This is a genomic window from Streptomyces sp. NPDC049879, assembly GCF_044461265.1.
Taxonomy (GTDB): Bacteria; Actinomycetota; Actinomycetes; order Streptomycetales; family Streptomycetaceae; genus Streptomyces.
Genome location: NZ_JBITKT010000006.1, coordinates 380659 through 400542, shown reverse-complemented (window position 1 = coordinate 400542; position 19884 = coordinate 380659). Strand labels below are relative to the sequence as shown.

Below are 19884 nucleotides of genomic sequence, written 5' to 3'. Positions count from 1 at the left end.
TGCCGGTTCCGGCCGTTCGCCGCCCGCCGGGGAGGTACGCGGCGCCACGTGCGGGCGGAGGGTCACAGCACCGTGCTGAGGAACTCCCTCGTCCTGGCGTTCTCCGGGTCGCTGAACATCTTGTCGGGCGAACCCGACTCCACGATCCGGCCCTTGTCGAACATGAGGACCGCGTCCGAGATGTCCCGGGCGAAGCTCATCTCGTGCGTCACGCACAGCATGGTGATGTCGGTGCTGTGGGCGATGTCCCGCAGCACGTCGAGGACGCCCGCGACCAGCTCGGGGTCGAGCGCGGACGTCACCTCGTCAAGCAGCAGCACCTGCGGGCGCATCGCCAGCGCGCGGGCGATCGCGACGCGCTGCTGCTGGCCGCCGGACAGCTGGCTCGGGTACTTGTCGAGCTGCTCGGACAGGCCGACCAGCTCGATCAGTTCGCGGGCACGCTGCTCCGCCTCGTCCTTGGAGAGGCCGAGGACGTGGACCGGCGCCTCCATCACGTTGCGCAGGACCCTCATGTTCGGGAAGAGGTTGAACTGCTGGAAGACCATGCCGATCTTCTTGCGCACCTCGCGGACGTGGCGGTCGCCCGCCTTGACGAGGCGGCCGCCCCGCTCCTCGTGGGTCAGCAGGTCGCCGTCCACGCGGATGGTGCCCTCGTCGGGGGTCAGCAGCGTCATCAGCAGGCGCAGGATCGTCGTCTTGCCCGAGCCCGAGGGGCCGATGAGCGTGACGTGCTTGCCCGCCGCGACGGAGAAGTCGAGCCGGTCGAGGACGGTCGTCCCGCCGAAGCGCTTGGTGACGTTCTCGAAGCGCACCAGCTCGCTGCCCGCGGCGCGGCTGTCCTGCTTCGTCAGCACGTCGGGGACCAGCGGGTCGGCGACGGTCGGCTCGGGGCCGGTGGCGCCGGTGGATTCGGTCGGGGGGATCTCGGGTGTCTCAGCTGGTGACGGCAAGGCGGCGCTCCAGAAGTCGGATGAGCAGAGAGGCGGGATAGGCGATGACGACGAAGGCGACGCCGACGATGACGTACGCCTCGCTGGTGAAGGTCTCGTTGCTGAAGCTCTTGGCCTCTCCGAACATGTCCAGCGCCCCGATGATGGCGATCATCGGGGAGTCCTTCAGCATCGCGATGACGTAGTTGCCGAGCGCGGGGACCACGCGGCGGATCGCCTGCGGCAGGATGACCGCGATCCACGTCCGCGAGCGCGGCAGGCTCAGCGCGGTCGCGGCCTCCCACTGGCCGGCCGGCACACCGCCGATACCGGCACGGTAGACCTCGGCCGTGTACGTCGAGTAGTGCAGGCCGAGACCGATGATCCCGGTCGTGAGCGGGGACATCGAGGGCCCCCACTCCGGCACCACGTAGAACAGGAAGAAGAGCTGCACGAGCAGCGGCGTGCTCCGGATGAACTCCGTGACCGCGGTCACCGGCCACCGCACCCACCGGTACGGCGACCGCTGCGCCATGGCCCACACGAGGCCCAGCGCGAACGCGATCAGGGAGCCGAGCACCAGCGCCTGGAGGGTCAGCTGCACGCCGTCCCAGAAGCGCGGCATGTAGGCGTCGACGACGTCCCAGTCGAAGGTCATCGGGCCGCACCCCCCGCCGTCAGCGCGCCCGCGCCCTCACCGGCGTCCTGGCGCAGCCCCTTGCCCAGCAGCCCGCCGTGCGGCGGTGCCTGTCCGACGCCCGCCTTGGCGCGCCGCTCCAGCAGGCGCATGCCGCGGGTGAGGACGAAGGCCAGGGCGAAGTAGACGACGAGCAGCAGCGTGTAGACCGGCGCGCTCTCGTTGTTCGCGAAGCGGACCAGGTTCGCCGCGAACGTCACGTCGGCCACCATGATCACGGAGACCAGCGAGGTCCCCTTCAGCAGCTCGATCAGCAGGTTGTTGAACGGCGGCACCATCTCGGGCCAGGCCTGCGGGATCTCGATGCGCCGCAGCCGCTGTGCCCGGCTGAAGCCCAGCGCGACCCCCGCCTCGCGCTGAGCGGCCGGTACGGCGGCGAGCGCGCCCCGTACGATCTCCGACCCGTACGCGCCGTACGTCAGGCCGAGCGCCAGGACGCCCGCCCACATGGGGACGAGCTGCCAGCGCAGCATGAGCGGCAGCGAGAAGACGAGGAAGAACATGAGGACGAGCGCCGACATGCCCCGGAAGATCTCGAAGTAGCACCCGGCGAGGAAGCGGACGATCCACAGGCGCGACGTCCGCAGCGTGCCGACGAGGAACGCCACCGCGGCGGCGAACAGCGCGCTGTAGACGGTCACCTGGATCGTGATCCAGATCCCCGGCAGGAAGTACGTGGTGAACATGCCCTGGGTCATCATCGGCACAGCTCCTCGGCCGTGAGGTCGGTCATCTCCGCCTCGGTGAAGCCGAAGGGGCGCACGATCTCCAGCAGCTCGCCGCTGTCCTTGAGGCGGTGCAGCTCCTCGTTGAACGCGTCCCGCAGGTTCCGCTCGGTGAGCCGGAACGCGAAGCCCCCGGCGCCGAGCGCGGGCTCGCCGTCCACCATGGGCTGGAACGGCTCGCTCGGCTCCGCGCGGCTGCTGCCCTCGGTGACGCCGGTGACCGTCACGTTCGTCCCGGCGAAGGCGTCCACCCGGCCCTGCGCCACGGCGTCGAGCCCGGCGACCTGGTCGGGGAGGATCAGCACGTCGCTGCTCGGGATCCCGGCGGCCTCGGCGTACCCGATCTGGGCGTACGCCTGGCCGGTCGCCATCCGCAGGCCCTGCTCGGCGATGTCCTCGTAGGTGGTGATGTTCTTGGGGTTGCCCGGGGCGACGATGAACGCGTCGAGCATCAGGAAGTCGGGGTCGGCGAACAGCACCTGCTCGCAGCGCGGCGGGTTGATCGTCATCCCGGCCGACACCACGTCGAACTGCTGGGCCTTGAGGCCGGGGATCAACGCGCTGAAATCGACCGGAACCGGTGTGATCCGGTCGATGCCGAGCCGGCTGAAGATCGCCTTGGCCACCTCGGGCGCCTCGCCGGTGGGCTCGCCGTCGTCGTCCACGTAGCCGAACGGCGGCTCGTTCGCGATGCCCACCTTGACCTCGCCGCGGTCCCGCAGCCGGTCGAGGAGGTCACCGCCCTCCACGGTGCCCTCGGCCGCGACGCGGCTGCACCCGGCGGCGCCGAGGGCCCCCAATGCCGCGACGCCCGCCAGAAGCGAGCGCCGGCTGATACCGCCTTGTCTCCTGTTATATGTCCGTATTGTTCTCACTGGTGGAGCCATGGCGGCGCGGCTACCCAGGTCCACACGATCCATGCGACTTCTTGAGACTTCTTCCGCGGAGGCGGGGAAACAGTCCCGGGACACGACCGTCAGACCCCACAGCGACCTTCCGACCCGGCAGCACCAGGAGGCTGGAATCCATGGCCGACCACGAACCGAACGCCGCCCCGGAGCGCTTCCTCACCGTCTCGCTCGACCTGCGCGGCGTGAGCTGCACCGCCCGCCTGCTCACCGACCGCGCCCCCCGCACCTGCGCCGCCGTCTGGGACGCCCTGCCGCTGGGGGGTGACGTGTATCACGCCAAGTACGCGCGGAACGAGATCTACACCCTCGTGCCCACCTTCGCCGCCGAGGAGCCCCCGCTGGAGAACCCCACGGTCACCCCCATCCCCGGCGACCTGTGCTACTTCACCTTCACCGACACCCAGCTCGGCACCGCCTCGTACGGCTACGGCAGCGGCGCCGCCCACCGCGACCGCGCCACCGTCGTGGACCTCGCCCTCTTCTACGAGCGCAACAACCTGCTGATCAACGGCGACGCGGGCTGGGTCCCCGGCATCGTCTGGGGCACCGTCGTGGACGGCCTCGACCGCATGGCGGACGCCTGCCAGGACCTGTGGCGCGCCGGGGCCGTCGGCGAGACGCTCAGCTTCCGCCGGGCCTGACCGCACCCGGCACGGGCGGCACGGGCGGCGCCGGCACCGCGGCCACGCCCGCCTCGTACAGCGCGTGCGCCACCCGCAGGACCGCCGCGTCCGCGTGCCGCGCCGCGACCAGCTGGAGCCCGACCGGCAGCCCGTCGCCGTCCACGCCGCACGGCAGGGACGCGGCGGGCTGCTGCGTCATGTTGAACGGGTACGTGAACGGCGTCCACTCCGTCCACCGCGCCATCCCCGAGCCCTCCGGCACCTCGCGGCCCGCGCCGAACGCGGTCAGCGGCAGCGTCGGCGTCACCAGCACGTCGAAGCGCTCGTGGAAGCCGCCCATCGCCCGCCCCGCCGCCATCCGCACATCGACCGCCGCCAGGTAGTCCAGCGCCCCGTACCGCGCGCCCCGCTCCCGCACCTCCGCCAGGCCCGGGTCGAGCGCCGCGACCGCCGCGCCGTCCAGGTGCTGCGTCACCCGCGCAGCGCCGCTGAACCACAGGACATGGAACGCCTCCCGCAGCTCCTCCACCGGCGGCAGCGGCGGGTCGGCCTCCGCCACCTCCGCGCCCAGCTCCGCCAGCCGGTCCACCGCCCCCCGCACCGCCGCCGCCACGGCGGGCGCCACCGGCACCCCCGGCCACAGCGCGGGCGAGTACGCGATCCGCAGGCCCCGTACGCGCGCCGCGCCCGCCACCAGGGCGTTGCGGAAGCTCCTCGTCACCGGCGCGAGCTGCGACCAGTCGCGCGCGTCGGGACGGGCGATCACGTCCATCAGCAGCGCCGCGTCCGCCGCGTCCCGCGTCATCGGCCCGACGTGCGCCAGCGTTCCGAACGCGCTCGCCGGGTACAGCGGCACCCGCCCGTACGTCGGCTTCAGCGCGAAGATCCCACAGAACGACGCCGGGATGCGCACCGAGCCGCCCCCGTCCGTGCCCAGGCTCAGCGGCCCCGCGCCCAGCGCCACCGCCGCCGCGCTCCCGCCGCTCGACCCGCCCGCCGTGCGGGAGGCGTCGTACGGGTTGCCCGTCACGCCCGACAGCGGCGAGTCCGTCACGCCCTTCCAGCCGAACTCGGGCGTCGTCGTCTTCCCCGCGAACACCGCCCCCGACTCCCGCAGCCGCGCCACCGCCGGGGCGTCCTCCTCCCACGGCCCCTCGCCCGCGGGGACGGCGGCCGAGCCCCGCCGCGTCGGGCCGCCGCGCTGCAGCAGGATGTCCTTCACGGTCACCGGCACGCCGTCCAGCGGGCCGAGCGGCTCGCCCCGCTCCCACCGCAGCTCCGACGCCCGCGCCCCGGCGAGCGCGCCCGCGCGGTCGACCGAGACGAACGCGTTCACCGCCGCCTGGGCCGCCTCCGCCCGGTCCAGGACGGCCAGCGCCACCTCCACGGGCGAGAAGTCGCGCGCCGCGTACCCCGCGGCCAGCCGGGTCGCGCCCAGCGCGGTGAGATCCGTCATCGGTCCTCCGTCGTGTCCAAGGGGTCGGACGGGACGTAGCCGAGCCGCATGTCCACCACGTTCCGCAGCGGCTCGCCCGCCTCCCAGCGGTCGAAGTTGTCGAGGAACTGCGCGCCCAGGTCGTCGCGCCAGCCGACCGTGTCCCCGCTCATGTGCGGCGAGACGACCAGCCCAGGGGCCGACCACAGCGGGCTGTCGGGCGGCAGCGGCTCGGTGGCGAACACGTCCAGCGCCGCCCCCGCCGGGCGCCCCTGCGCCAGGGCGCGCGCCAGGTCCTCCTCCACCACGTGCTGGCCGCGGCCCACGTTGATGAAGCGTGCCCCTGGCCGCATCCGCGCGAACGCCGCCGCGTCGAACATGCCGCGCGTCGCGTCCGTCAGCGGCGCCGCGCACACCACCCAGTCCGCCTCCCCGAGCAGCGACGGCAGTTCGTCCGCCCCGCGCACGCCGGGCCGCGCGCGCCGCCCGACCAGCTCCACGGTCACGCCCAGCGCGCCGAGCAGTGCGCCGACGCGCCGCCCGATCGGCCCCGCGCCCACCACCACGGCCCGGCTCCCGGCGACCTTCTCCGTCTCCCGGTGCCGCCAGCGGCGCTCCCGCTGGAGGTCCCAGCTGCCGTACAGGTCCTTGGCCATGGCCAGGACGAGGCCCGCGACGTACTCGGCGATCGGCTGGTCGAAGACGCCCCGCGCGTTCGTCACCACCGCGCCGGAGCCCGCCAGCCCGGGGAACAGCAGCCGGTCCACGCCCGCGCTCGCCGTGTGCACCCAGCGGGGGACAGGGCCGTCCGCCGGCCACGCGTCGCGCACCGCGTCCGACAGGAAGTCCCACACGAGCAGGACATCGGCGCGCGGCAGTTCTGCGGCGAGACCGGCGGCGTCCGTCACGGACACCACCTCGGCGCGCCCGGCGAGGCGCCCGAGGCGCGGCGGCGGGTCGTCGTCCAGCACGACGAGGCGGGGCGTGCGACCGGGGTGAAGGACTGGCGGGGCAGGTGACATGGAGGAGAAACCGTTCCGAAACGCTTGCCTGTTTGGGTGGAATCCGAGGATTGACCACGGTAGGAAGCAGACCTACCTTCGTCAACGCGGGCCCCTGCCGCCGCAGTCCGCCCAGGACCGGTCACGGCACGTCCCGGCGCCGCCCCCCACAACAGCATCTGTCCATCAGCACCGCCCCTTCCCTTCCGTCGAATCGGGGTTCACGTATGGATGTCTCCTTCCTGGGCGGGCCGCGGCCCCAGCGCGGCGTCGGCGTCGTCGCGCCGTTCGACTTCGCGCTCGACCGCGAACTGTGGCGCTGGGTGCCCGACGACGTGTCGCTGCACCTGACCCGCACGCCGTTCGTCCCCGTCGAGGTCAGCCTCGACCTGGCCCGGCTCGTCAGCGAGCACGAGACGCTGCGCGCCGCCGTCGGCGCGCTGTGCGCCGTCAGCCCCGAGGTCGTCGCGTACGCCTGCACGTCGGGCAGCTTCGTCGGCGGTGTCGCGGGGGAGCGCGCCATGACGGCGGCGATGGCGGCGGCCGGGAACATGCCGGCCGTCACCACCTCGGGCGCCCTGCTCGACGCGCTCCGCGAACTGGACGCGCGCCGCATAGCCGTCGTTACCCCGTACACCAGGTCCGTCACGGACGCCCTGGAGACCTACCTCGCGGAGGGCGGGATCGAGGTCACCGGCCGCAGCTACCTCGGCCTGACGCGGGAGATCTGGCGCGTCGGGTACCGGGACGTGGTGGACATGGCGCGGCAGGCCGTCACCGGCGCGCCCGACGCGCTGTTCATCAGCTGTACGAACCTGCCGACGTACGACGTCATCCCGCAGCTGGAGGCCGAGCTGCGCATGCCCGTCATCTCGGCCAACCAGGTCACCGTCTGGGCCGCGCTGCGCTCGCTCGGCAAGGCGGCCGTCGGCCCGTACCAGGCGCTCCTCGACCCGGCGGCGAGACGCGGGCCCGTGTCCCTGCCGCCCGCCCCGCCGGTCGCGCCGCCCGTCCCGGCCGTGGCCGTCGCGCCCGTCACCGGCCCTGAGGCCGACCCGGGCGCCGACCCCGAGGCCGCGCCGGGGGACGCGGCGGACCCCGCGCCGCCCGACGACGACCGCTGAGCGTCACCTCCCCCACCCGCAGCAGGAACGGAGCGACACCATGACCGCGATGACCGCGACTGCCGGCTTCCTCTACCCGGGCCACTCCGCCGAGGACGACTTCCCGCGCATGGAGGCGCTCCTCAACGAGGCGGGCGCCGACGTGCGGCTGCCGCTCGTCCACACCGACATCGGCACCGACGCGCACCGCGTCGACGCGCTCCTGGAGATGGGGTCCGTGGACCGCCTGACCGCCGTCCTCGGCGACCTGGCGCCCCACCGCCCCGGCGCCGTCGTCTGGGCGTGCACGAGCGCCAGCTTCGTCTACGGCTGGGCGGGCGCGGGCGAGCAGGTGGAGCGGCTGGCGGAGCGCGCGGGGCTGCCCGCGTCCAGCACGTCGTTCGCCTTCGCCCGCGCCGTGCGGGCGGCGGGTGTACGGCGGGTCGCGGTCGCCGCCACGTACCCGGACGACGTGGCCGCGCTCTTCGGCGACTTCCTGCGGGCGTCGGGCGCCGAGGTCACGGGGCTGCGCGGCAGCGGCGTCATCACCGCCGCCGAGGTCGGCACCTGGGGCCGCGACGAGGTCCTCGCCCTGGCCCGCGAGGGCGACGACCCGGCCGCCGAGGCGGTGCTGCTGCCGGACACGGCCCTCCACACCGCCGCCTGGCTGCCCGACCTGGAGGCGGCGGTCGGCAAGCCGGTCCTGACGGCCAACCAGGTCACCGCCTGGGAGGGCCTGCGCCTCCTGGGCCACGGGCCCGTCCGCTGCCCCGCGATGGGATCGCTGTTCGGCTGACGGGCCCGGCGGCCGGGCCGGGCCACCGGTCGGCCGCCCGCCGTCAGTCCGCCCGGGGGCGGTACGTCTTCCCCGCGGCCCGCAGCGTGTGGATCGCAAGACCGCGCGCGGTGGCGACCCGTACCGCCTCCTCCCAGGTCAGCGCCCGTTCCCCGGCGCGCCCGACCGCGAACAGCGGCCCGGACGTCCGCGTCCCCACCAGTTGCGCCAGCAGCGCGGCGGCCCGGGGGCCGACCGGCGGGGTGCCGGGTCTTATGCGCCGCGCGTCGGGGGCGGTGTCCGCCACGTCGAGCGCCAGCAGATCGAGCACCCGTATGTCGGTCTCCCACAGGAGTGCCCACAGTGCCCGGTGCACCACGGGCACGGAGGTGTCGGTCAGGAGCGCGTCGAAGCGGTCGGGAGTCAGGGGGTCAGCCGTGATCGTCATGCACCGGGAGTATGGCCGCAGCGGGGCGGCCGGTCCAGAGCGCGACGGGCACCGCGCCCGGGTCAGCCGCGGGCGGCCAGCAGCACCGTCAGGTGGTCGGCGGACATGGGTTTCGCGTAGTGCCAGCCCTGGCCCGTGTCGCAGCCGATGCGGCGCAGCCGTTCCGCCTGCGCGGGGCCCTCGACGCACTCGGCGGTGACGGTGAGGCCGAGCTTGTGCGCGAGCTGCACGAGGGACGTCACGATCGTCTCGTCCGCCGGGTTCAGGTGCCGCGCGGTGCGGAAGCCGCGGACGAACGTGCCGTCCAGCTTCAGCGCGCGCACGGGCAGCCTGCTGAGGTAGGCGAGGTTCGAGTAGCCGGTGCCGAAGTCGTCGATGGCGATGCGCACGCCCATGTCCGAGAGCGCCTGGAGCGCCTGGAGCGGGCGGCCCGCGGAGCCCATGACGGCCGACTCGGTCAGTTCCAGCTGGAGCAGCCCGGACGGCAGCCCGGAGTCGCGCAGCGCCGCCGCCACATCGCTCACCAGGTCCGAGTCCCACACCTGGCGTACCGCCACGTTCACGCTGACGAACAGCGGAGGGCCCGGCGTCTCCAGCTGCCAGCGGCGGGCCTGGCGGCACGCCTCGTTCAGCACCCAGCGGCCCAGCGGGACGATCGCCCCGTTCTCCTCGGCGAGCCCCACGAACTTGTCGGGGCCGAGCCGCCCGAACTGCGGGTGCTGCCAGCGCACCAGCGCCTCCGCGCCCCGCACCACGTCGTCCGCCAGTCCGACGATCGGCTGGTACTCCAGGCGGAACTCGCCGCGCTCCACGGCCGGGCGCAGCGTGGACGACAGCGACTGCCGCGTCATGCGGTGTGCGTTGCGCTCGGGGTCGAAGAGCGTCCAGCGCGCCTTGCCGTCCGCCTTGGCCCAGTACAGCGTCGTGTCGGCGGCCTGCATGAGGCCGGTCGCCGTCGTCCCGGCGGACTCGCGCTCCACCACGCCGATGCTCGCCGAGACGGCGAGCCGCTGCCCGGCGAGGTCGAACGGGCGCTGGAGCGCCGTCAGCAGCCCCTCGGCGAGGCCGGTCAGCTGCTCGGTGCCGCTCGACCCCTCCACCAGCACGGCGAACTCGTCCCCGCCGAGCCGCGCCACCAGGTGGCCGCCCGCGCCGGTTGCGCAATGCGCCAGCCGCTGGGCGGCGGCGCCGAGGAGCTGGTCGCCGACGCGGTGGCCGAGGGTGTCGTTGACGGCCTTGAAGCCGTCGAGGTCGAGGTAGCACAGGCCGATGCGTCCGGTGGCGGACTCGGCGAGCGCGGCGGTGAGGCGTTCGAAGAACAGGGCGCGGTTCGGCAGCCGCGTCACCGGGTCGTGCATCTGGATGTGGCGCAGGCGCTCCTGGAGGTCGCGGCGCTCGCTGATGTCCTGGACGGTCAGCAGGGCCGCCGAGTCGCCGCGCTCGATGGGCAGCACGGTCACCTCGGCCCACAGGGTGTGCCCGTCGGCGTGCTTGAGGCGGCGCGTGCAGCGCATGCGGTCGCTGTGGCCGCGCAGCACGGCGTGGTACGAGCCGCGGGTGCGGCCGTCGAGCCCGAGGCCGGTCACCGAGTCGGCGCGCAGCCCGGCGAGCGAGGCGGGCTCGACGCCGAGGAGCAGGCCGAACGCGGGGTTGGCCGAGACGATATGCCCTGATCTGCCAACCAGCGCCATCGGCAGCTGGGCGATCCGGAAGGCGGCCTGGTAATCACGGTGAACCTTACTCTCCGTGAACGGTGACGGGCCCAGGCCGGGGCCGCCGCCGGGGTCTTGGCCCGGTCCTTGGGGGGGTCCGTTCACCGATCGCTCCCGGAGGGCACTGGTCGCCTGGTGGATGGCGCCGACGGCCGCTCCCGCCCGTCCGCCCGCGCATCCGCGCTGGAAATGTGGCGATCATAGAGGCTGGGAAGCGGGTGGAGCCAGTGCTTCTGCCGCCCGCCCCGGTCAGCGTGTGGTGAGCGGACGACTACGTTTCGATTGGCTGACCGTTTCTGCCCGAGCGGTTGATGGACACGATCGTTCTCGATTGAACGATACGCAGGGTAATCGTATTGCCCATGACTCGGGCGGCCTAGTGAAACAGGTCATTCCCCGGCAAATCTGAACAGAGTGGTGGCGGTGTCCCCTACGGCCCGTACGGGAGGTCGAAGTGCGCCGTTCCCACCGCCGCCCGGCGGCCGTCCTCACGGTCCTGGCCGCCGTCATGGGCACGACGCTGACGTCGGGGCCCGGTCCCGACGCCGTGGCCGACGAGCCGTGCAGCCTGCCGCGCACCGGCGTCCACCACTCGGAGGGCGTGGCCGGGTGGAACGAGGAGTACCCCCGCCCGGTCGGCACCCTGCGGGCCGTGATGCTCTTCCTGTCCTTCCCGGACGCCGAACCGCGCACCACTCCGGAACGGATCGCCCGTGACTACTTCCCGGCGACTTCCGACTACTTCGACACCGCTTCCTATGGACAGCTCGACCTGCGCGAGACCGTCGTCGGCGAGTGGATCGAGATGCCCGAGCGGTCGGCCGCGTACGGCATACAGCGCGACTGGGAGCCGGAGAAACGGTCCGCCTACCTGGGGGACGCGCTCGGCGCGGTGGCGCCGCGCGTCGACCTGGCGGCGTACGACATCGTCTACCTCGTCGCCGATCCGGACGCCCCGGGCGTGGATTCCGACGCGACCAAGGTGGTCAACTTCGACAGCCCCGTGACGGTCGGGGACGCCGAGATCCGGCGGATCGTGACCGTTTTCGAACGCCGCCCGCCGGACCGCCATGTGCTCGCCCATGAGACCGGCCATGTGTTCGACCTGCCGGACCTGTACAACCGGCCGGAGGACGGCTTCGGCGACTGGGACACCCATGTGGGGGACTGGGACCTCATGGGCAGCCAGTTCGGCCTCGCCCCCGAACTCTTCGGCTGGCACAAGTGGAAGCTCGGCTGGCTCACGGCGGGCCACGTCGCCTGCGTGCGCTCCCCGGGCGCCAGCCACCACACGCTGCAGCCGCTCGGCGCCCCGCTGACGCCCGGCGCCACCGGCTCCGACCTCCGGCTCGCCGTCATCCGCACCGGCCCGTCCGAGGCCCTCGTCGCCGAGGCCAGGACACCCACGGGCAACGACGCGAGCAGCTGCACCCGCGGCGTCCTGCTCTACCGCGTGCGCAGCGACGTCGCGTCCGCCGACGGCCCGGTGGAGGTCCTCGACGGCCATCCGGGCACCAGCGCCTGCCAGGCGGGCTCCGTCCACCCCCGGCTCGCCGACGCCCCGCTGGAGACCGGCGAGAGCTACTACGACGAGGGCTCGGGCGTGCGCGTGGAGGTCGGGGAGCGGACCGCCACGGGCGGCTGGGACATCAAGGTCACCCGCGGCTGAGCGGCGCCCCCGGCGGGCGGCGCGGGAGGTGTCACTTGTTGCCCCGCGCGATCTGGTTGACGCGCGACACGGACAGGCCGAGCATCTCGCCGATCTCCCGCAGCTTGTACCGCTCGTCCCGTAAGCCGACGACGACCTCGCGCCGCACGGCCGCGAGTCTGCGGGTCGCGCTGGGTATCACCTCGTCCACGAGCCGGCGTGCGGCGCGTTCGCGTGCGATGGCGTCGGGCATGGCGGCCAGGGCGGCCAGGGTCGCCTCGATGTGCCCGGACAGTTCGCTGATCGGATCGGCTTCTGATGTGGTCATGCCCTGAGCGTAGGGTCCGGTCCGCGCCGCTGTCCGGCACTCCGCGAATCTCCCGCCCCCGCCGACCGGCGCGTTTGCCCCCGCCGGCCCCCGGTGCAACGAGAAGCGCCCCACCCGCCGTCTCCGGCTGGTGGGGCGCTTCCCTGTCTGTGCGCCGCCAGGGACTCGAACCCCGGACCCGCTGATTAAGAGTCAGCTGCTCTAACCAACTGAGCTAGCGGCGCTTGCTGACGTCGTTGACTCTAGCACCCTGACGGCGCAGAAGAAAAATCGGCTACGGGCGACGCCGTTGCAGCTCACGGCCGTAGGCGATCATCTTGACGGCGTAGTCCTCGGTCCACCCCGCGCGGTCGGCGACGGCCGCGGGGGACAGGCAGTCGAAGCGCTGCGGATCGGCCAGCTGGGCCGCCGCCGACGCCTGGAACTCGACCGCCCGGTCGGCCGCCGCCTGGAACGCCACCGCCAGCTCGGTCGCCCGCTCCATCAGCTCCCCCGGGTCGGTCAGGGTCTCCAGCGCGAAGAAGTGCTCGTCCTCCGCCTGGCCCGCCGGAGGGTCGAAGAAGAGGGCGGCGGGCCTGCGGTACTGCGGCGGACGGCCGGCCGAAGGCTCGCGTGCAGGACCGGACTCGGACATGGTCGCTCTCCTTCTGGGCGGTGCGGCGGTGCGGCGGGGGAGTACGGGGCGGGGACGGCGGACGCGCTCCCCCGGCGGCGCGGCCGTCAGGACGGCGGGGCCGCGGGCTCCCGCGCCGGTCCATTGTGCCGCGCCACGACCCGTTCGCCCGTGGGCCGGGACGGCTCCCGCGTCGCGAGGCGGCCCGACGGCAGGCTGTCGTGCTCGGTCCCCGGCACCGGCCGGGCGGTGCCGAGACGGTCCTGTATGCGCTCCGACAGCCGCAGCAGCGGGCGGGCGAGGAGCAGGCCCGCGGTCATCACGGCGACACCGGCGACCGCGTCCATGAAGTAGTGGTTCGCGGTGCCCATGACGACCATCGTGGTCATCAGCGGGTACGCGAGCGCGGCCGACTTCAGCCACAGCGAGCGCGACCCGTAGTGCCACAGCGCGACGCCGCACCACAGCGACCAGCCCACGTGCAGGCTGGGCATGGCGGCGAACTGGTTCGTGAAGTCGCCCATCCCGCTGGGCGCGCTCGCATCGTTCGTCCACCAGCCGTACTGGCTGTACTGCGCCAGGCTGTCCACGAAGCCCTCGCCGCCGGGCAGCAGCCGCGGCGGGCAGGTCGGGAGCAGCGTGAAGCCGATCAGCCCGAGCATCGTGGAGGTGAGCAGCCAGGTGCGCATCAGGCGGTAGTGCAGCGGCCTGCGGCGGAAGAGCCAGATGAGTACGGCGGGCGTGACGATGTAGTGCAGCGACGCGTAGGCGAAGGACGAGGGGACGCCGAGCCATGCCTCCTGGGTGAACAGTTCGTTCAGCGGCACCTCGGGGTGCAGCCAGAGCGCGCGCTCCATGCGGAGGATCGCGAGCCCGTTGTCCACCGCCGTGCTCACATCACCCCGCGCGAGCAGGCGCGCGCCCGAGTAGGCGCCGTAGACGACGGCGATCAGCAGCAGCTCGGTCCACCAGCGTGGCCGGTCTCGACACATACGCTCCTACTCCATGTTCCCTGGTGTTCACTTCGTCACGTCGCGTCGTCTGGCGGCGGCCGGGCCCGTCACGGTCAGGCGAACCACACCCAACCGTAAGCCGAAGGGTGCTGGAACAGACGCCAGGGGCGACCCCTGCGGTTGCCTGCGAGATGATGAGTGACCGATGTGACGAACGGAAGGATGGTCATGGCGGCGCGCCTCGTGCTGGTCCGACACGGACGGACTGCCTGGTCGGTGTCCGGACGGCACACAGGACACACCGACGTCCCCCTGCTGGACGAGGGCCGCGACCAGGCCAAGGCACTGGGCCGGCGGCTCCAGGCCGCGCCGTGGCACGGCCTGCCGGACGCCGAGGTCCGCACGAGCCCGCTCTCCCGGGCGCGCGAGACCTGCGAGCTGGCCGGGTTCGGCGGGCGCGCGGCCGACTGGGACGCGCTGCGCGAATGGGACTACGGCGACGAGGAGGGCCGCACGCCCGCGCAGATCGCCGAGCGGCGCGGCCCCGGCTGGCTGATCTGGCGCGACGGCGTCACCGGCGGCGAGACGCTGGAGGCGCTCGCCGCGCGCGCCGACGAGGTGGTGGCCTGGGCCAGGTCGGCCGACCGCGACGCCGTCGTCTTCGCGCACGGCCACATCGCGCGCGCCATCGCGGCGCGCTGGCTCGGCGAGGACGTGTCCTTCGCCGCGCGGCTGCGGCTCGATCCGGCGGCGCTGTGCGGCCTCACCTCGGCGTACGGCGGCCCGGCGATCGAACGCTGGAACGACACCGGGCACCTCGACGGGGCCGCCTGACCGGCGGCACGGCTCCCCGCGGTGGCGGGGTCCTGATCGGTGGGGGCGCTCTGATCCGTGGAAGAACTCTGATCGGTCGGCGGGCGGAGTGCCGGACAGGTCTCCGCGTGGGTGGGGGCGTGGGGATGGCGTACGCGTCACCTCCTGGGCCCGGCGCGAACGGCCCGGGGCCCGTGCCCTCTGCGGCTTCCCGCTCCCGCCCCTCCTATGCGGGGCGGCGCGCGGACCGGCGCCCGGGGGGAGCCCGGGAGCGCGCGTACGGGCCTCCCGCCCGCACGCCCGTACGCGCGCCCCGCCGCAGGTCGCGTGCGCCGTCCGGTCAGGCGGCCGCCGGAAGCGTCGCGTGCCGGTCGAGGAAGGACGACACCAGCCGGTCGCGGCGTGCGGGCCGCAGCCTGGCCGCCGTGGCGGACAGCAGCGACACGACGCGCGCGGACCGCACCTGCGCCAGCAGGTCGAGGGCGCGCCCGCCGTGGACCGCCGCCTCCTCCGGCCGGCTGTCGGCGGCGAGGCGCTCGGCCAGCTCGGCGGAGTAGAGCGCGATGTTGCGGGTGAAATGCGGTTCGCGCAGCGCGGCGTCCACCGCGCGCCGCGAACCGGCGGCGGCCCGCCCGCGGTCGCCGAGCGCCGCCCAGCAGCCCGCCTCCAGGCTCGCCGCCTCCGCCGCGTTGAAGAAGCTCATCCACTCGGGCGCGGCGCTCGCCGCGCCCTCGCCGCCCCCCGGCCCCGCGGGCGCCTGCTCGTACGCCGTGCGCGCCTGCGCGAGCGCCTGTTCGCAGCCGCCCCGGTCGCCCAGCGCCGCCCATGCCCCGGCCTCGCGCAGCGCCAGCAGCGAGCGCAGCAGCGGCCTGCCGAGGTGCCGCGCCGCCTGCTGCCCCGCCTGCGCCGCGCGCACGGCCTCCCGGGGGCGGCCCGCGTCGAGGGCGAGGTAGGCGGCGTTGCAGAAGGCGTGCGCCTCCAGCGCGGCGTCGCCGCTCACGCGGGCGGTGGCCAGCGCCTCGGCGTAGTGCGAGCGCGCGTCGGCGAGGCGCCCCGAGTCGTGCGCGAGCCAGCCGACGGAGATGGCCAGCTCGCCCGCGGCGGAGTGCAGTTCCTCGTTGACGCGCGTGCGGCGCGCGCCCGCGTCGAGCATCTGGTGCGCGGTGCGCAGGGCCGCGCCCGCGGGCCGGTAGAGCGCGTCGGCGCCGTGCCGGTCGTCCAGCAGGCGGATGTCCCGTACGGCGGCCGTCAGCGCCGCCGCCTCGGTGCGGCCGGGGCGCGCGGTGGGTGCGGCGGCCGCAGCCGGGAGCGTCCCCAGGGCGGTCAGGGACGCGACGGCGGCGGGACCACCGGTCATGAACACGCGACGCAGCACGTCGCCCTCCTCCGGGTCGTCGAGGTCATCGGAGTCGTCGAAGTCGTCGGTGCGGTCCGCCAGGACGTGGTCCGGCGGGGCGCCGGGGTGCGGCTCCCGGTGGGGGGCCGGGCGCGCGGCCTCGTGGACGGATGTCGCCGTCGGGGTGGGGGGAGCGGGGGGAGTGGGGGGAACGGGCCCCGGTCGGCGTCCGCGCACCGCCTGCCGGGGTTCGAACCCCAGGTCGGTCAGCGAACGGCCGGGGAACATATGAAGGAATACCCGTTCGTAGGCGTAGTTAGGGCACCGGATCTCGCCCGCTTCGACCCGCCCGATGTAGCGGGCGTCGCAGCTGACCCGTTCGCCGATCTCACGCGCCGCGCGCCGTACCCTCGCGGCGAACTCGCCGGGGGACAGCGGCCCCCGCAGCTCCCGGAACACCCGGTTGGGGCCGTTCGTCCGGGACGCGTATGGTGACGTCGCCATGGTGCGGACCGTATCGGGCGCGGGCGCCGCCGTATCGGCCGATTCCGGGCAGATCTCCGCGAGTCGCCCGCGATCCGCCATGAACTGCCAGCCTTTCCGGCGGTATCGGCCCGTAGCCGTTGACAAGGTCGCGCGTTGAACATGCGGACCGAGAGCTTCGGAGGAGGCACACCATGGCGGACACCGGCGAAACGCCGCCCTGTGATCTGGTCACCGTCCCGGCCAGGGAAGGGCTGGAGGCCGCTGACATCCTGCGCATCCGGCACGGAGTGGGGCCCGTCCTGCACGACAGGGACGGCGACACCCTCGGCTTCCTCGTGCCGCCGGGCACGGCGGAGCGCTGGGACCTGCCGGGCAGCGCGTGCACTCAGACGTACACGGCCGCGCGGTGCGGCAGCGAGGTGCCGCCGGTGACGGGCAGCGGCTGGCTGGTGCCGCCGGACGGGGCCGGGCGGGAGGCGACCGAGCCGCACCGGCTGCGGGCCGCGCTGAGCGAGGCCGTCACGATGCTGCGGGTCGTCGACCGCTGCCAGTGACACGGGCCGCGTGCCCGTCTCCGCCGGTCCCGGCGCGCGGCGCCCCGGCGGGTCGTCACACTGGTGTGTGTGACGACCAGGACATGTGAGGATCCGCGCCGGAGCGCACGGTGAGGCGCGGACGCCGCGCGGGCGGCCGCGAGACGCTGAGCGAGCCCGTCGGCGGTGGGCTGGCGCGGCTCGTGCCCGACCCCGACCGGCCGCGCGCGTGGGAGCTGCTGCTCGACGGCGCCCCGCAGTCCCACGTGGACCTGGACGCGCCGACCCGCCTCGTCTTCGAGTACCAGCGGCGGCTCGGGCACGTCGCCGACCTGGCCGCGCCGCCGGGACGGCCGCTCGCCGTGGCGCACCTCGGCGGCGGCGCCCTCACGCTCGCCCGCTACGTGGCGGTGACGCGGCCGAGGTCGGTCCAGCAGGTCGCCGAGCCGGACGTGCGGCTGACCGAACTGGTGCGCCGCGAACTGCCCCTGCCGGACGGGGCGCGCGTCAGGGTCCGCGCGGTGGACGCGCGGGAGATGCTGCGGAAGCTGCCGGACGGCTGGGCCGGGCTGGTGATCACCGACGTCTTCAGCGACGCGCGGACACCGGCGCACTGCACCAGCGTGGAGTTCCTCGACGAGGTCAGGCGCGTGCTCGCGCCGGGCGGCTGGTACGCCGTCAACGTGACGGACGGCCCGCCGCTCGCCCATCTGCGGCGGCAGGCGGCGACGGTGGCGGCCCGCTTCGCGCACGTCTGCCTGATGGCCGAGCCCGCGGTGCTGCGCGGGAAGCGCTTCGGGAACGGGGTGCTGCTCGCCGCCGACGGGGAGCTGCCGCTGCCGGAACTGGTGCGGCGGTGCGCGGGCGACCCGTTCACGGCCCGGGTGCTCGCGGGCGCCGAACTGCGGGACTTCACGGGCGGGGCCGAGGCCGTGACGGACGCGACGGCCTCGGCGTCGCCCCCGCCCCCGGAGGGTTCGTTCGCCTGACGGGCGGGATTGTCAGTGGGGCATGTCACAGTGAGTGATATGAAGATGGCGATGGTGACAACGGGTGAGCGCGGCGGAGGCGGCCCGCCGGGTGCGGACGGGGCGGGGGGAGCCCGCCGTCGCACCGTGCGGTCCCTCGTGGCCGTCGGTCTGCTCGCTCTTCTCCACCTGCTCCACCTGCTCCACCGGCCGGGTGTCTCGCCCGCCTGCTCCCCGAGATGGCCGCCCGCGCCGCGCGGTCGGGGACGTTCTGCCCGCATGCCGCGCCGTCCGCGGCGGCACTGGCCCGGAAACGGTGATCCCCCCGCCCCCCTCCCCGGGCCGCGGACGGCCGGGGAGGTTTCCGGGAGGGGCGGGGGGAGCCGGGGGTGGCGTACGGGACGCCGCCGGTCAGTCCAGACCGGGGAGTTCGCCCGTGCGGACCAGGTCCGCGTACCAGAGGGCACTCGCCTTCGGGGTGCGCCGCAGCGTCTCGAAGTCGACGTGCACCACGCCGAAGCGCTTGCTGTAACCGTAGGCCCACTCGAAGTTGTCGAGCAGGGACCACACGTAGTAGCCCCGCACGTCGGCGCCCTGCTCGCGGGCGTCCAGGACGGCGCCGAGGTGCCCGCGCAGATACGCGATCCGGTCCGGGTCGTGCACCGAGCCGGAGGCGTCGGGCTTGTCGTCGAACGCCGCGCCGTTCTCCGTGACGTACAGCGGCAGGTCGGGCACCTCGCGGGAGAAGCGGACCAGGAGGTCCGTCAGCCCGGTCGGGTCGATGGGCCAGCCCATGTCCGTGCGCTCGCCCGGGAGGGCGTGGAACTCGACGCTCTCCGAGCCGACCCACGGCGAGTGGTCGGAGGAGCCGTGCCCGTCGTTGCGCAGGGAGCTGTCGCCCGGCGTGGCCGCCGACGCCAGCAGCGGGTTGTAGTAGTTGAGCCCGAGGAAGTCCAGCGGCTGGTGGATGGCCGCCTCGTCCCCGTCCCGCACGAACGACCAGTCGCTGACACCGGCGGTGTCCGCGCGCAGGTCGGCCGGGTAGGCGCCGTGCAGCACCGGGTCGGAGAAGATCCGGGTCTGGAGCGCGTCGATGCGCCGCGCGGCGTCCCGGTCCGCCTCCGACTCCGTCGAGGGGCGCACGACACCGGGGTTGAACGTGATGCCGATCTGCCGGTCGCCCGGCAGGGCCGAGCGGAGCGCCTGGACGGCGAGACCGTGCGCCAGGTTCAGGTGGTGCGCGGCCTTGAGGACCGACTCGGGCTCGGTACGGCCGGGCGCGTGCACGCCCGAGCCGTAGCCGAGGAACGCGCTGCAGAACGGCTCGTTGAGCGTGGTCCACAGCGGCACCCGGTCGCCCAGTGCCTCGGCGACCATGACCGCGTACTCCGCGAACCGCTCCGCCGTCTCCCGTACCGGCCAGCCGCCCGCGTCCTCCAACTCCTGGGGAAGGTCCCAGTGGTAGAGGGTGAGGGAGGGCGTGATGCCCCGTTCGAGCAGGCCGTCGGCGAGCGACCGGTAGAAGTCCAGACCCCGCTGGACCGCCGGGCCGCGCCCGGTGGGCTGGACGCGGGACCAGGAGACCGAGAAGCGGTAGGCGCCCAGGCCGAGCCCGGCCATCAGGTCGAGGTCGCCCTGCCACCGGTGGTAATGGTCGCAGGCGACGTCGCCCGTGTGCCCTTCGTGCACCTTCCCCGGCGTGCGGCAGAAGGTGTCCCAGATGGACGGTGTGCGGCCGTCCTCGGCCGCTGCTCCCTCGATCTGGTACGCGGCGGTGGCCGATCCCCAGAGGAAGCCCTCGGGGAAGGCACGAGGTTGTTCTTCAGTCATGGAAGCGCTCCCAA

The 19884-nt window shown here is 74.0% G+C and carries 20 protein-coding genes and 1 tRNA gene; 7 read left to right on the top strand and 14 right to left on the bottom strand.

All coding sequences use genetic code 11. The annotated features are described in order from the left end of the window. Positions 1-62: 62 nt before the first annotated feature. The 4 genes from ehuA to ehuB all read right to left on the bottom strand — a co-directional run bounded on the left by ehuA (position 63) and on the right by ehuB (position 3241). On the bottom strand, positions 63-869 hold the full coding sequence (ehuA, locus tag ACIBPC_RS22530; protein ID WP_398847164.1) for an ectoine/hydroxyectoine ABC transporter ATP-binding protein EhuA: 807 nt from the start codon (positions 867-869) through the stop codon (positions 63-65). Positions 870-936: 67 nt separating this feature from the next. Further along, on the bottom strand, positions 937-1590 hold the full coding sequence (gene ehuD, locus ACIBPC_RS22525) for an ectoine/hydroxyectoine ABC transporter permease subunit EhuD (RefSeq protein ID WP_362961772.1): 654 nt from the start codon (positions 1588-1590) through the stop codon (positions 937-939). After that, positions 1587-2330: an ectoine/hydroxyectoine ABC transporter permease subunit EhuC gene (gene ehuC / locus ACIBPC_RS22520; RefSeq protein ID WP_398847005.1), complete on the bottom strand. Its 744-nt coding sequence runs from the start codon at positions 2328-2330 to the stop codon at positions 1587-1589. Before ehuC ends, ehuD begins: the two co-directional genes overlap by 4 nt. After that, on the bottom strand, positions 2327-3241 hold the full coding sequence (gene ehuB / locus ACIBPC_RS22515; protein WP_362961915.1) for an ectoine/hydroxyectoine ABC transporter substrate-binding protein EhuB: 915 nt from the start codon (positions 3239-3241) through the stop codon (positions 2327-2329). The genes ehuC and ehuB overlap by 4 nt, the downstream gene beginning before the upstream one ends. A 140-nt stretch (positions 3242-3381) precedes the next feature. Between ehuB and ACIBPC_RS22510 the strand changes: the two genes are divergently transcribed. Next, complete coding sequence (locus ACIBPC_RS22510) at positions 3382-3906, top strand: DUF3830 family protein (RefSeq protein WP_362961768.1); 525 nt, start codon at positions 3382-3384, stop codon at positions 3904-3906. Here ACIBPC_RS22510 and ACIBPC_RS22505 read toward each other — a convergent pair. Together ACIBPC_RS22505 and ACIBPC_RS22500 are read right to left on the bottom strand one after the other, a co-directional pair. Then, entirely contained in the window at positions 3887-5344 is a 1458-nt protein-coding gene (locus ACIBPC_RS22505) for an amidase (RefSeq protein ID WP_398847002.1), read from the bottom strand. The genes ACIBPC_RS22510 and ACIBPC_RS22505 overlap by 20 nt on opposite strands. Continuing rightward, positions 5341-6345: a D-2-hydroxyacid dehydrogenase gene (locus ACIBPC_RS22500; RefSeq protein ID WP_398847000.1), complete on the bottom strand. Its 1005-nt coding sequence runs from the start codon at positions 6343-6345 to the stop codon at positions 5341-5343. The genes ACIBPC_RS22505 and ACIBPC_RS22500 overlap by 4 nt, the downstream gene beginning before the upstream one ends. Before the next feature lie 206 nt (positions 6346-6551). On the opposite strand from ACIBPC_RS22500, the gene ACIBPC_RS22495 reads away from it, so the two are divergent. Beyond that, a complete protein-coding gene (locus ACIBPC_RS22495) occupies positions 6552-7448 on the top strand; it encodes a decarboxylase (RefSeq protein ID WP_362961762.1) in 897 nt (298 codons plus the stop codon). 49 nt (positions 7449-7497) lie between these two features. Next, positions 7498-8223 carry a decarboxylase gene (locus ACIBPC_RS22490; protein ID WP_398846999.1) on the top strand — a complete coding sequence of 242 codons (726 nt, stop codon included), beginning with the start codon at positions 7498-7500 and terminating at the stop codon, positions 8221-8223. Between the two features lie 43 nt (positions 8224-8266). On the opposite strand, the gene ACIBPC_RS22485 is transcribed toward ACIBPC_RS22490, so the two are convergent. Together ACIBPC_RS22485 and ACIBPC_RS22480 are read right to left on the bottom strand one after the other, a co-directional pair. Further along, on the bottom strand, positions 8267-8650 hold the full coding sequence (locus ACIBPC_RS22485; RefSeq protein ID WP_362961758.1) for a hypothetical protein: 384 nt from the start codon (positions 8648-8650) through the stop codon (positions 8267-8269). Between the two features lie 62 nt (positions 8651-8712). Continuing rightward, positions 8713-10467 (bottom strand): putative bifunctional diguanylate cyclase/phosphodiesterase, encoded by a 1755-nt coding sequence (locus ACIBPC_RS22480; protein ID WP_398846997.1) that lies wholly within the window; start codon positions 10465-10467, stop codon positions 8713-8715. Between the two features lie 349 nt (positions 10468-10816). Between ACIBPC_RS22480 and ACIBPC_RS22475 the strand changes: the two genes are divergently transcribed. After that, positions 10817-12031, top strand: coding sequence for a M6 family metalloprotease domain-containing protein (locus tag ACIBPC_RS22475; protein ID WP_398846996.1), 1215 nt, complete (start codon positions 10817-10819; stop codon positions 12029-12031). A 31-nt stretch (positions 12032-12062) separates the two neighbouring features. Here ACIBPC_RS22475 and ACIBPC_RS22470 read toward each other — a convergent pair whose 3' ends face one another. From ACIBPC_RS22470 to ACIBPC_RS22455, 4 genes are all read right to left on the bottom strand, one after another. Further along, the gene (locus ACIBPC_RS22470; protein ID WP_362961756.1) at positions 12063-12338 is read right to left on the bottom strand and encodes a sigma factor-like helix-turn-helix DNA-binding protein; all 276 of its coding nucleotides are present in this window, start codon (positions 12336-12338) and stop codon (positions 12063-12065) included. A gap of 150 nt (positions 12339-12488) precedes the next feature. After that, positions 12489-12562, bottom strand: a tRNA-Lys gene (locus ACIBPC_RS22465). Positions 12563-12612: 50 nt separating this feature from the next. Continuing rightward, positions 12613-12972 (bottom strand): hypothetical protein, encoded by a 360-nt coding sequence (locus ACIBPC_RS22460; protein WP_362961754.1) that lies wholly within the window; start codon positions 12970-12972, stop codon positions 12613-12615. A gap of 86 nt (positions 12973-13058) precedes the next feature. Continuing rightward, on the bottom strand, positions 13059-13943 hold the full coding sequence (locus ACIBPC_RS22455; RefSeq protein ID WP_362961752.1) for a phosphatase PAP2 family protein: 885 nt from the start codon (positions 13941-13943) through the stop codon (positions 13059-13061). Between the two features lie 189 nt (positions 13944-14132). Between ACIBPC_RS22455 and ACIBPC_RS22450 the strand changes: the two genes are divergently transcribed. Then, a complete protein-coding gene (locus tag ACIBPC_RS22450; RefSeq protein ID WP_362961909.1) occupies positions 14133-14738 on the top strand; it encodes a histidine phosphatase family protein in 606 nt (201 codons plus the stop codon). Positions 14739-15057: 319 nt separating this feature from the next. Here the strand turns inward: ACIBPC_RS22450 and ACIBPC_RS22445 are convergent, their stop codons facing one another. Further along, positions 15058-16557, bottom strand: coding sequence for a hypothetical protein (locus ACIBPC_RS22445; protein WP_398846993.1), 1500 nt, complete (start codon positions 16555-16557; stop codon positions 15058-15060). A gap of 173 nt (positions 16558-16730) precedes the next feature. On the opposite strand from ACIBPC_RS22445, the gene ACIBPC_RS22440 reads away from it, so the two are divergent. After that, positions 16731-17093: a hypothetical protein gene (locus tag ACIBPC_RS22440; RefSeq protein ID WP_362961748.1), complete on the top strand. Its 363-nt coding sequence runs from the start codon at positions 16731-16733 to the stop codon at positions 17091-17093. 110 nt (positions 17094-17203) lie between these two features. Beyond that, complete coding sequence (locus ACIBPC_RS22435; protein WP_362961746.1) at positions 17204-18061, top strand: fused MFS/spermidine synthase; 858 nt, start codon at positions 17204-17206, stop codon at positions 18059-18061. A 390-nt stretch (positions 18062-18451) separates the two neighbouring features. Here ACIBPC_RS22435 and ACIBPC_RS22430 read toward each other — a convergent pair whose 3' ends face one another. Continuing rightward, positions 18452-19870: a GH1 family beta-glucosidase gene (locus ACIBPC_RS22430; RefSeq protein WP_362961744.1), complete on the bottom strand. Its 1419-nt coding sequence runs from the start codon at positions 19868-19870 to the stop codon at positions 18452-18454. Positions 19871-19884 lie beyond the last annotated feature (14 nt).

Coding starts and splice junctions, on each gene's coding strand:
- ehuD (WP_362961772.1), bottom strand. CDS start 1,590: ATGACCTTCGACTGGGACGTCGTCGACGCCTACATGCCGCGCTTCTGG.
- ehuC (WP_398847005.1), bottom strand. CDS start 2,330: ATGATGACCCAGGGCATGTTCACCACGTACTTCCTGCCGGGGATCTGG.
- ehuB (WP_362961915.1), bottom strand. CDS start 3,241: ATGGCTCCACCAGTGAGAACAATACGGACATATAACAGGAGACAAGGC.
- ACIBPC_RS22510 (WP_362961768.1), top strand. CDS start 3,382: ATGGCCGACCACGAACCGAACGCCGCCCCGGAGCGCTTCCTCACCGTC.
- ACIBPC_RS22505 (WP_398847002.1), bottom strand. CDS start 5,344: ATGACGGATCTCACCGCGCTGGGCGCGACCCGGCTGGCCGCGGGGTAC.
- ACIBPC_RS22500 (WP_398847000.1), bottom strand. CDS start 6,345: ATGTCACCTGCCCCGCCAGTCCTTCACCCCGGTCGCACGCCCCGCCTC.
- ACIBPC_RS22495 (WP_362961762.1), top strand. CDS start 6,552: ATGGATGTCTCCTTCCTGGGCGGGCCGCGGCCCCAGCGCGGCGTCGGC.
- ACIBPC_RS22490 (WP_398846999.1), top strand. CDS start 7,498: ATGACCGCGACTGCCGGCTTCCTCTACCCGGGCCACTCCGCCGAGGAC.
- ACIBPC_RS22485 (WP_362961758.1), bottom strand. CDS start 8,650: ATGACGATCACGGCTGACCCCCTGACTCCCGACCGCTTCGACGCGCTC.
- ACIBPC_RS22470 (WP_362961756.1), bottom strand. CDS start 12,338: ATGACCACATCAGAAGCCGATCCGATCAGCGAACTGTCCGGGCACATC.
- ACIBPC_RS22460 (WP_362961754.1), bottom strand. CDS start 12,972: ATGTCCGAGTCCGGTCCTGCACGCGAGCCTTCGGCCGGCCGTCCGCCG.
- ACIBPC_RS22455 (WP_362961752.1), bottom strand. CDS start 13,943: ATGTGTCGAGACCGGCCACGCTGGTGGACCGAGCTGCTGCTGATCGCC.
- ACIBPC_RS22450 (WP_362961909.1), top strand. CDS start 14,133: ATGGCGGCGCGCCTCGTGCTGGTCCGACACGGACGGACTGCCTGGTCG.
- ACIBPC_RS22445 (WP_398846993.1), bottom strand. CDS start 16,557: ATGGCGACGTCACCATACGCGTCCCGGACGAACGGCCCCAACCGGGTG.
- ACIBPC_RS22440 (WP_362961748.1), top strand. CDS start 16,731: ATGGCGGACACCGGCGAAACGCCGCCCTGTGATCTGGTCACCGTCCCG.
- ACIBPC_RS22430 (WP_362961744.1), bottom strand. CDS start 19,870: ATGACTGAAGAACAACCTCGTGCCTTCCCCGAGGGCTTCCTCTGGGGA.